The sequence below is a fragment of the Lactobacillus nasalidis genome, assembly GCF_016587775.1.
Classification (GTDB): Bacteria; Bacillota; Bacilli; order Lactobacillales; family Lactobacillaceae; genus Lactobacillus; species Lactobacillus nasalidis.
Genome location: NZ_BOCG01000725.1, coordinates 1 through 11,044, shown reverse-complemented (window position 1 = coordinate 11,044; position 11,044 = coordinate 1). Strand labels below are relative to the sequence as shown.

The following is an 11,044-nucleotide window of genomic DNA, read 5'->3' as shown; positions in this document are numbered from 1 at the left end:
ACCGGATGACTACGTCAATGACCGCGCCGGGATCGCCGCCCGCCTGCAAAAGCGGCTGGACCTGGCGCCCTTGGGCCTGCCTGGCAGCCACCTGGCCCTGCTGCACGCGCGGACGCAGGCGGTCAAGAAGTGTTTTTTCGCCATCTACGACTTGACGGACCCCGTGCCAATGACGGCGATGGACCAAAGCCAGGTGCTGGTCAAGCGGCAGCTGCTTTTGCTGGCCCCGGAAGATTTGTCATCCGAAGGCGCCAGCGTCCTGGGGATGATCAGCAGCTTCCTGGTCATGAGCGACCGGACCCTGCGCCTGTTTGAAGAGGGCAACTGCCAAGAAATCGCGGCGGCCATTGCCCAGCAGTACCTGAGCCAGGTGACCCAGCTGCTGGACCAGGCCCGCGGCAACTAATGCAAAAATCACAAATAGAACTCTGGCATTGTTTTTAGTGCCAGAGTTCTATTTTCTTGCGCTTGAAAGCGGAAACAATTCTTAATAAGATAAAAATGTAAGTAAAAGTTAAGTAAGTAGAGAAAGCAAAGACAGTTTTTAGTGTTTAGGAGGAAAAGTAATGTCTGAAACGCAGAGCAAGAGCTCAGTCAAGGCAAAGATCCAGAAATTCGGGACCTTCCTTTCGGGCATGATCATGCCGAACATCGGCGCCATCATTGCCTGGGGCTTCATGACCGCGATCTTCATGTCGCCGAATGGCTGGTTCCCGAACAAGTACATCAACAGCTTTACCAGCTCGATGCTGTACTTCATGATTCCAATTCTGATCGCCTACACGGGCGGCAAGAGCGTCTATGAGGAAAGAGGGGGCGTGGTCGGCGCCATCTCCGTCGTCGGGACGATCGTGCTGGCCTTTCCGTGGGCCAAGCCGGTAGCCCAGGGGATCGTTTATCCGTCCCTCTACCCGTATGGAGCCAACCACTCCACCGGGATCCCGATGTTCCTGGGCGCCATGATCATGGGGCCGCTGAGTGCCTGGTGCTTGAAGAAGTTTGACCAGGCCTTCCAAAGCAAGGTCAAGGCCGGCTTTGAAATGATCTACAACAACTTCTCGCAAGGGATCATGGGGATGATCTTCGTTGCCCTCAGCTACTTTTTGGTAGGTCCTATCCTGGTTGTTTCCACGATCTGGATTGCCAACGGGGTTGACTGGATCATTGCTCACAACCTGCTGCCGCTGGCCAACCTGGTCATCGAACCAGCCAAGGTTCTGTTCCTGAACAACGCGATCGGCAACGGGGTTCTGGTTCCGCTGGGGATTCAGCAAGCCGCCAAGATCGGCAAGTCAGTCCTCTTCTTAATGGAATCCAACCCTGGTCCTGGTCTGGGCATCCTGCTGGCCTGCGCCCTTTTTGGCAAGGGATCAGCCAAGAGTTCCGCTCCAGGTGCCATCATCGTCCACTTCCTTGGCGGGGTGCACGAAATTTACTTCCCGTATGTTTTGATGAAGCCAATCCTGATTCTGGCCGCGATGGCCGGCGGGATTACCGGGACCTTCCTGTTCAGCGTTCTGGGCGGCGGGCTGACTGCCGCTGCCAGCCCTGGCTCAATCATCGCCATTCTGCTGGTTTCAGCTAAGGATGCCTACTTCGGCAACATTGTCGGGGTTCTCGGCTCAGCCGCGGTTTCCTTTGTCGTTGCCGCCGTCATCTACAAGATGGACAAGAGTTCCGACGGCGACCTGGCAGCCGCCCAAGGGCAGATGGCAGCCATGAAGGCTGAATCCAAGGGCCTGGCTGAAGAAGAAAACGGGGCTTCTGCCGTTGAAACGGTTGAAAGCTACAAGGACGTTCAAAGAATCATCTTTGCCTGCGACGCGGGCATGGGCTCATCAGCGATGGGGGCATCGCTTTTGAGAGACAAGGTCAAGAAGGCCGGCTTGAACCTGCCGGTCACCAACACGGCCGTCCGCAACTTGAAGGACGAACCGGGCCTGCTGGTCATCACCCAGGAAGAACTGGCCGAACGGGCCAAGGAAAAGACGCCAAACGCTTTGCACGTTTCCGTCGGCAACTTCCTCAGCACGCCAAAATACGACCAAGTGGTCGCCCGCCTGAAGGCCGCCGGTGAAACCGCGCCGGAAGCCGAACAGGTGAAGAAGAGCGAAAAGCAGGAGAAGAAGGCTGGCAGCCTGGCCGGGATTGATTTTGCCAAGGTCAAGGAAGTCGACTTCATCCGTCACGACCAGCACATCGGGACGGTAACGATGGCTTCGAGCCTCTTTAAAGACGAGATGCAGAAGGCCGGCAAGCAGACGCCGGTCAAGGCAGTAAGAATCAACGAACTGGACAATGACCCAAGCCACCTGGTTATCGCGACGGCAATGGCCGGCAAGAACCTGGCAATCCGCTACGACCAGATCCATGTAGTGACGGTCGACGACCTGCTCAAGGCCGGTGAGGTCAGCGGTTTGATCGACAAGCTGAAGTAAGGAAGGCAGAAGCATGAAACTGGAAAAAGAAATGATCAAGTTGAACCAGAGCGTGGCCACCCGTGAGGAAGCAATCCGCATGGCCGGCCAGCTGCTGGTGGACCACGGCTGCGTTGAGCCGGAATACATCGATGCCATGCTCGCCCGCAATGAAGACGTTTCGACCTACATGGGCAACTTCATTGCCATCCCCCACGGCACCGATGAGGGCAAAAAGTACATCAAGAAAACGGGGATTTCAGTGGTGCAGATTCCGATGGGGGTCGACTTCAGCGACCCGGACGACCAGCAGGAGAAGTTGGTGACGGTAGTCTTCGGGATTGCCGGTTTGGGCAATGAGCACTTGCAGCTCCTGTCCCAGATCGCCCTGTTTTGCAGCGACGTGGCCAACGTCGCGAAATTAGCCGACGCGCAGACGCCAGAAGAAATTATTGGTTTGTTAGACAAGGTAGGAGAAAATTAACAATGAGAGCAGTACACTTTGGTGCAGGTAACATTGGCCGCGGTTTCATCGGCGAAACTTTGGCAGCCAACGGTTTTGGAATTGATTTTGTCGACGTCAACGAAACCATCATCGACGCCTTGGTAGAACGGGGCGAATACGACATTCAGCTGGCCGCGCCCGGCCAAAAGAAGATCCACATCAGCAACGTGACGGGGATCAACAATGCCAAGCACCCGGAAAAAGTTGTCGAAGCCATCAAGACGACCAACATGATCACGACCGCCATCGGCCCGAAAGTCTTGAAGATCATCGCTCCTTTGATTGCCCAGGGCTTGAGCGCCAGAGTCAAGGAAAACCACGAACTGCTTGACGTCGTGGCTTGCGAAAACATGATCGGCGGCTCGCAATTTTTGAAAGAAGAAGTGTACAAGCACCTGACTGACGCTGACAAGGAAGAAGTCGACAAGTACGTCGGCTTCCCGAACGCCGCCGTCGACCGGATCGTGCCAATCCAGCACAATGAAGACCCGCTGTTCGTTTCAGTCGAAGACTTCAAGGAATGGGTCATCGACGAAAGCCAGATGAAGAATCCGCAGATTCACCTGGCCGGCGTCCACTACGCTCCGGACTTGGAACCATACATTGAAAGAAAGCTGTTCTCAGTCAACACCGGCCACGCCACCGTTGCTTACACGGGCAAGGCTCTGGGCTATGAAACGATCGGGGAAGCCGTCAAGGACGACCGGGTCGTTGACCAGGTAACCCGCGTTCTGGCTGAAACCCGGTCCCTGCTTTTGGCCAAGTGGGACTTCAGCAAGGAGGAGCTGGAAGAATACCACGCCCAGGTAATCAACCGCTTCAAGAACCCTTACATTTCCGACGACATCGCCCGGGTAGGCCGGACGCCGATCCGCAAGCTGGGCTACGACGAGCGCTTCATCCGGCCGATCAGAGAGCTGAAGGCCCGCGGGCTTGACTACAGCGCCCTTTTGGAAACGGTCGGCAAGATCTACCACTTCGACGAGCCAGCTGACGCTGAAAGCCAGAAGCTGCAGCAGATGCTCAAGGACGAGCCGGTCAAGGAAGTCGTTTTGGAAACGACCGGGCTCAAGGACGACCCGGACCTGGTTGAGGAAATCAGCGCTTCAATCAAGGCAGCCGCTTAACAAAATCTCATATCCGAATCAAAAACTTATAACAACAAAAAAAGCATGTTTGTAAAAACATGCTTTTTTCTTTGGATAAATTGCTTGTGCATCAGCCCGAATTACGGAGGCCGGAAGCGACCCCGTTGATGGTGATGTGGATGATCGATTCATAGATGCCGCTGAGCTTTTCTTTCCGGCCCCGCTTGATCATCTCCAGCTGGATGTAGTTTAAGACGTTGAAGTATGGCAGGCGGTAGTCCAGGCTGCTTTCCAGGGACGGGTTGTCCTCCAGCAGCTTGCTGTGGCCTTCGATCTGCAGGATGACTTCCTTGGTCAGTTCCCATTCCCGTTTGATGATGTCAAAGACTGACCGGGTTGCCTCGTCCTCGCAAAGGCCGGCGTATTTCTCGGCGATTTCCATGTTGGACTTGGACAAGACCATGTCGACATTGGAAAGCAGGGAGTGGAAGAATGGCCAGCCCTGGTACATTTCCTGCAGTTCCTTCAGGTTGTCCGGGTCAGCATCGATGAAGTGCTTGAAGGCTGAACCCACCCCGTACCAGCCAGGGAACATCACCCGGCTTTGTGACCAGGAGAAGACCCAAGGAATGGCCCGCAGGCCGGAGAGTTCCGTGATCTTCTTTCTGGCTGCCGGCCGGGAGCCGATGTTTAAGCTGGAAACTTCCTTGATCGGCGTAGCTTGGAAGAAGTAGTCGTGGAAGTGCGGGTTCTCAAAGACCAATTCGCGGTAGATCCGGTTGCTGTCGGCCACGATGTCGTCCATGGAAGAGGTGAAGTCCTGGACGTGGTCCTGGCTGACCTTCTGCTTGGAAACCATCCGGTCAACAGCGGCGGAAACCAGCATTTCCAGGTTGTAGTAGGCCGCGTCCTTGTTGCCGTACTTGTTTTGGATGATTTCGCCCTGTTCAGTAGTCCGGATCCGGTCCTTGATGGAGCCGAACGGCTGGGAAGTGATGGCTTCGTAGGAAGGACCGCCCCCGCGGCCAACCGTGCCGCCGCGGCCGTGCATGAAGGTGATCTTGATGCCGCGTTCCTCGCCGATGGCCGTCAGTTCCTTCTGGGCCTTGTACAAGCTCCAGCAGGAGGCCAGGTAGCCGCCGTCCTTGTTGGAGTCAGAGTAGCCCAGCATGATTTCCTGGTAGTTGTCCTTGGAAGCGACCCAGCGCTTGACGATGTCAAAGCTCAAGTAGCGCTTCATGATTTCGCGGGAGTTCTGCAGGTCTTCCACGGTTTCAAACAAAGGCACGACTTGCACGCGGGCCTTTTCGGCGTCAAGGAGGCCGTATTCCTTCAGCATGACTGCTTCTTCAAGCATGTCGGAGATGCTTTCGGTGTGGGAAATGATGTGCTGCTTGATCACGTTTTCGCCCAGGGTGTCCTTGAGCTGGCGGGCGGTCTGGTAGATCTTCAGTTCCTTTTGCAGCAGCTCGGACTGAGGAGCATTGGCAGAGTGCAGGCTCCGCGGGTCGTTGTTCAGTTCGCTGAGCAGGACCTGGATCTTTTCTTCTTCGCTCAGGTCGCTGTAGTTGTCGCAGATCTTTGCGTTCTTGAGCAGCTCAGCCACGCAGGCTTCGTTGACGCTGGAGTCCTGGCGCATGTCGATCGTGGCCAGGTGGAAGCCGAAGACGTCGATGGCTTCCAAAAGCTCGTCGAAGCTGCCGCCGGTAACGGCCCGGTCATGGTTCTGGACCAGCGAGCGCTTGATGGCTTCCAGGTCCTGCTTGAAGGCGTAAGCGTCCGGGTAGACCGGAGCCGCAAGCGCGGCTTCTTTGGTGACGACGGCTGCCTTGGAGAAGGTGGAGAGCAGTTCCATTTCCGTGTGGGCCAGGCGGGATTCCAGGTAGTAGAAGGCCCGGCGGTAAGGCTCGTTTTCTCTGAACGGGGAGTTGTCGGCAGAAAGGCGGGCAAGCTCGGCTACTTCCGGAGTCGGCTGCACGTAGGAAGTTGAGATGGATACGGTCCGGTAGAGGTCGTTCAAGGCCTTGACGTAGTATTCGAAGATGACTTCGCTTTGAATCGTGCCGCTCAGGCGCAGGGTTTCAGCCGTGACGTAAGGGTTGCCGTCCCGGTCCCCGCCGATCCACATCCCCATGGTGATCGGGGTTGCCCCGTCGACGTTGAGCCCTCTTTCTTTGGCCAGTTCCTTGTAGCGGGCGGTGAGCTTGGTAATGGCCGGAATCAAGGAGTTCGGGTAATAGACCATGACGTTCTTGATTTCGTTGGCCACCTTCAGCTTCTTTTCCCGGATGATGTCCGTCTGCATGATGATTTCGATGTAGCGGCGCAGCTGGCCGGTCCATTCTTCCCGGTCGATGGTGCCGTCATGCACGTCGCGGTAGCGGCGCAGCAGATTGTGGATCTTGTCGGTCAACTCCAGAATCGTCTTGCGCTGCACCTGGGTCGGGTGGGCCGTCAGCACCGGCACCACGTTGACATGGCGCAGGATTTCGGCGGCGTTGTCTTTAGCAGCTACCAGATCAACGGTTGAAGCCATCTTGCCCAGGTAGTCCTGCTTGGTATTGTTCAGCAGGTTGACTTCGCTGGCCAGGTCGACGTCTTCGGAGATGTTGATCAAAAGAGGCAAAGTCGCAAAGTAGCGAGCCACAATGATCATTTCTTGATTGCTCAAGCCGGCAATCTGGCTTTCCAATTGGCTGTGATCGTTGCTGGCGGCGATTTTGACCAGGCTCTTGATCTTGGCGAACTCATCGTCGCCGACCAAGTTCCGGGTGCTTTCGTCGAGCAAGTCGGTCAGGATTTTGACCTCTTCAGCAATAACCGCGTGGTTACTGTTGTTCTCTAATTTCTTAGCAGTCACGCTTAACTTCCTCTTTCTATATGAATTGCTAAATGCTTAATAATGCTTTTTATCTATCATACGCTTTTTTTAGGTGAAATTGAATTGCTTTGGGCTTTATTTCGAGAACTTTTTCTAAAAAGTCGAACAATGATTTGCTGAAATATGCCTTCCAGCGGGTAAGGCGGAACTATGCCAGGGCTTTGAGCCAGCTGGCCAGCATGACGATCAAGGGCACGCTGACCACGGACATGAGCGTCGACAGGCACAGACAGCGCATGGGAAAAGCGACCGGGCGGCCGGCCAGCAGGCTGAGCATGACGATGAAGCCGGCAACCGGGGCGGCGGCCATGATGACCACGGCCAGGTAGGCCGTGTGGGAAAGCGGCACCAGCAGCAGGATCACGCTCATGCAGGCGGGCATGATGAAGTTGCGCAGCAGGCAGATCAGCCAGGCCTTGCCGTCTTTGTAGAAGTCGCCCTTGATGGTGCCCAGGTTGGAGCCGATGACGATCATGCTCAAAGGCGTGTTCAAAGAGGCCACGTAGCTGACCGACCGGTCGATCACGCTGGGAAAGCGGAGGCTGAGGCCGCTGATGAACAGGGCGAAGCCGATCGCGGTAGCGATGATGTTGGGGTTGAGCAGGACGGTCCGCAGGGTGTCGGCCAGGGGCTGTCTTTTTCTGAAGGTGCCGATGCCGTGCGACCAGATGAAGATGTTGTTCAAAACCAGGATAGGCACGGCAAAGAAGGTCCCCTTGCTGCCCAGCAGCGCTTGAATCAAGGGGATGCCGATGAAGCCGCAGTTGTTGTAGACCATCCCGAAAGCAATCAGCTGTCTGTCGGGATCATTTTTCAGGCGCGGCAGATTGAGCAGGAGCAGGCTGCAGGCAATCGGAAACAAGTAGTTGAGCGATCCGGCCAGGAAGGTGAGGCCGAAATCCTTGACCAGGCTGGCGCTGGCAGGGCGCTCAAAGGCGTTGATGATCAGGCAGGGGCCGACGATATAGACCAGAATGGCCGTCAGGTCCTTGCCGGTCTCTTCGTGGATCATGCCTTTTTTGCGGCAAAGGAAGCCGATGGCCATGAGGATGAACATGATGCAGATCTGTTCCAGTGAGATGAAAAATGCCATAAGAAAACTCCTATCAATAGTCTTTTTTTAAAATTATAAGCCAATTTTCCCTTAAAAATAAATGAGTTTAAAAAAGCGGCCAGAAAAAAGGCGAAAAGATTGGAGCAGCGGCAGCAAACCTGTTATACTGATTTAGTCATATTTACAGTAGAAAATTGAAGAAACAGAGGAACAGCTATTGATCACAGTAACGGATTTAAGTTTGCAAATCGGCAGTCGGACCCTTTACAGCGACGTCAATCTTAAGTTTACGCCAGGAAACTGCTACGGCATCATCGGGGCCAACGGGGCCGGCAAGTCGACTTTCTTGAAGCTGCTGGAAGGAAAAATGGAACCGACCACGGGCTCGATCAGCATGGGGCCCAACGAAAGAATGTCCAGCCTGAACCAGGACCACTTTGCCTTTGAAGACTTTTCCGTCATGGAAACTGTGATTCAAGGCCACCAAAAGCTCTACCAGGTCATGAAGGAGCGCGACGCTCTTTACGCCAAGGCCGACTTCAGTGAAGAAGACGGGGTCAAGGCCGCTGAACTGGAAACGGAATTTGCCGAACTGGACGGCTGGAACGCTGAAGCCGACGCTTCCCAGCTCCTGCAGTCCATGAGCATTCCGGAAGACATGCACCAAAAGCAGATGAGCGAACTGGCAGAAAGCGACAAGGTTAAGGTCCTTTTGGCCCAGGCCCTCTTCGGCAACCCGGACATCCTCCTTTTGGACGAACCGACCAACGGTCTGGACGTGCACACGACCGCCTGGCTGGAAAACTTCCTGGCCGACTACGAAAACATCGTTTTGGTCGTTTCCCACGACCGGCACTTCTTGAACCAGGTCTGCACCCAGATGTGTGACGTCGACCGCGGCCAGATCAAGCTCTACGTCGGCAACTACGACTTCTGGTACGAATCCAGCAAGCTGGCCACGGAACTGGCCCGCCAGCAAAATGCCAAGAAGGAAGAGCAGATCAAGCAGCTGCAGGAATTTATCGCCCGCTTCTCTGCCAACGCCTCCAAGTCCAAGCAGGCCACTTCCAGAAAGAAGCAGCTGGACAAGATCAGCTTGGACGACATCAAGCCGTCCAGCCGCAAGTACCCCTACATCAAGTTTGAGATGAACCGGGACTTGGGCAACGACCTGCTCAGAGTGGACAACGTTTCCTACAAGTCTGGCGACGAGCAGCTTCTGGATAACGTATCCTTCATCGTCCGTCCGGGCGACAAGGTTGCCTTCCTGTCCAGAAACACCCGGGCCACGACGGCTTTGATGGAAATCATCGCCGGCCGCCTGGAGCCTGACACCGGCACGGTTACCTGGGGGCAGACGACTTCCTTTAACTACATGTCCCGGGACCTCAACGCCAACTTTGACGATGACGAGCTGTCAATCCTGGACTGGCTGCGCCAGTACGCCGACAAGGAACACGACGACAACACCTTCCTGCGGGGCTTTTTGGGCCGGATGCTCTTCAGCGGCGATGAGATCAACAAGCAGATCAAGGTCCTTTCCGGGGGCGAAAAGGTCCGCTGCCAGCTGTCCAGAATGATGCTGGAAGCAGCCAACGTGCTGGTGATGGACGACCCGACCAACCACCTGGACCTGGAATCCATCACGGCCTTGAACGAAGCCATGGAAAACTACCCAGGCTCCATTCTCTTCACCTCGCATGACCACGAATTCATTCAGACGATCGCCAACCACATCATCGAAGTCGGACCAAAGGGCGTAGTGGCCCGGGCCGACATCAGCTACGACGACTTCCTGGCCCACCCGACGGTGCAGGAACAGGTCGAAAAGATCTACTAAAAGCAGTCAAGCAAAAAAGAGCTTATCCGTCTTGGGGGCGGATGAGCTCTTTTTGCTATGAGGCGGCTTCGTCGTCAAGTGCCGACTGCTTGCAAAACGTAAACCAGCAGATTCCACTAAAAATATTTAAGTGGGCAAGACTGAAATTTCGGCATAAGCAGCGGCAGACTTAACAAAACAAAGACAAAAAACAGAAATATTTACAGTATAAAAAGCGGTTCTTATAGGCGGGCCCGGCAGGCGTGGTAAACTAAGATATATAAGCATGGTAAAAGAACTGTTTTGCAAAGGTGAGTGCGATGAAACTAAACCTAAAGAACAGAACGATTTGGCTGACCTTTACCTTGTGCTTTGTGGCCCTTTCAATTGTCATTACGATGATTTTTTATGCACAGGAAATTGCCGCCAAAAAGGGCAAGGCCTACCGGATCGCTGAGGCATATGCCGTTGAATTGAAGAGAGATTTCAAGTATGTCACCAGCAGCAACAAGGTCATGGAAAAACTCGTGATTGCCGAAAACGGCAAGGTGTCAAACGCTGAATTCGTTTATGATGCCAAAATGCTGAAAAGCGACTACATCAGCCTGATCGAGCTGGTTCCCAACGGCGTCGTCACCAACACCTACCCGTACCAGTCAAAGCAGAAAAAGGCCAACGACTTGATGGAGGTCAAGGAAGCCAAGCAGGTCTTGACCTTTGTCAGAAAGAAAAACAAAACTGTCATTTACGGGCCGATGTCCCTGCCCGGCGCCAAGCGCTGCGTCGTGGTCATGAACCCGGTGACCCTGAAGAGCGGCAAGTTCTGGGGCTATGTCATAATGACCGTCAAATTGCCGGATGTGTACCAGCATACGCTCAAGAGCCTGACGGCGATGGGCTATGACTACAGCATCGATACCAACAAGTCCCCCTTGACCAAGAAGAAGACCCAGGTTGAATCTTCCTTAAGCAAGGGAGAAAAGCTCAAGGCGGCTGTTGGTTACACCTTCACCTACGGTTCCTGCTGGTGGACTTTGAACATTGTCCCTAAAGGCGGCTGGCAGTCTACCGCAGCGCTGCTGCTGCTGTTTTTTGCCGTGGTGATCGACATCTTCTTCAGCGTCCTCTTGTACCTGCTGCAAAAAATGTGTGCAATGTAGCCAAATAGTAATTTTTGACTACGTATGTCCAAAGACATGGATACAGACATTTTTCTTATTGCCGTCATCACAGGTATTCCGATATCCCAACAAGGGGGTAACCGCATTGACCAGCGCAGG

Annotated in this window: 8 protein-coding genes; 6 read left to right on the top strand and 2 right to left on the bottom strand. The window is 54.5% G+C overall.

Annotated elements, in window-relative coordinates; genetic code table 11:
* From lacNas_RS13990 to lacNas_RS13975, 4 genes are all read left to right on the top strand, one after another.
* A partial coding sequence (locus tag lacNas_RS13990) for a PTS sugar transporter subunit IIA (protein ID WP_201346962.1) occupies window positions 1–406 on the top strand: 406 nt, incomplete at its 5' end.
* A 160-nt stretch (window positions 407–566) separates the two neighbouring features.
* On the top strand, window positions 567–2,438 hold the full coding sequence (locus lacNas_RS13985) for a PTS mannitol transporter subunit IIBC (RefSeq protein ID WP_201331738.1): 1,872 nt from the start codon (window positions 567–569) through the stop codon (window positions 2,436–2,438).
* Between the two features lie 13 nt (window positions 2,439–2,451).
* A complete protein-coding gene (locus lacNas_RS13980) occupies window positions 2,452–2,901 on the top strand; it encodes a PTS mannitol transporter subunit IIA (RefSeq protein ID WP_201331739.1) in 450 nt (149 codons plus the stop codon).
* A 2-nt stretch (window positions 2,902–2,903) separates the two neighbouring features.
* Window positions 2,904–4,049, top strand: a complete 1,146-nt coding sequence (locus lacNas_RS13975; RefSeq protein WP_201331740.1) for a mannitol-1-phosphate 5-dehydrogenase — start codon at window positions 2,904–2,906, stop codon at window positions 4,047–4,049.
* A 91-nt stretch (window positions 4,050–4,140) separates the two neighbouring features.
* Here lacNas_RS13975 and ppc read toward each other — a convergent pair whose 3' ends face one another.
* Both ppc and lacNas_RS13965 read right to left on the bottom strand, forming a co-directional pair.
* Window positions 4,141–6,870, bottom strand: a complete 2,730-nt coding sequence (ppc, locus tag lacNas_RS13970) for a phosphoenolpyruvate carboxylase (protein ID WP_201335838.1) — start codon at window positions 6,868–6,870, stop codon at window positions 4,141–4,143.
* Between the two features lie 169 nt (window positions 6,871–7,039).
* Window positions 7,040–7,984 (bottom strand): AEC family transporter, encoded by a 945-nt coding sequence (locus lacNas_RS13965; RefSeq protein ID WP_201331948.1) that lies wholly within the window; start codon window positions 7,982–7,984, stop codon window positions 7,040–7,042.
* A gap of 178 nt (window positions 7,985–8,162) precedes the next feature.
* Between lacNas_RS13965 and lacNas_RS13960 the strand changes: the two genes are divergently transcribed.
* Together lacNas_RS13960 and lacNas_RS13955 are read left to right on the top strand one after the other, a co-directional pair.
* A complete protein-coding gene (locus lacNas_RS13960) occupies window positions 8,163–9,785 on the top strand; it encodes an ABC-F family ATP-binding cassette domain-containing protein (protein ID WP_201331949.1) in 1,623 nt (540 codons plus the stop codon).
* Window positions 9,786–10,084: 299 nt separating this feature from the next.
* Entirely contained in the window at window positions 10,085–10,924 is an 840-nt protein-coding gene (locus lacNas_RS13955) for a hypothetical protein (protein WP_201331950.1), read from the top strand.
* Window positions 10,925–11,044: the final 120 nt, after the last annotated feature.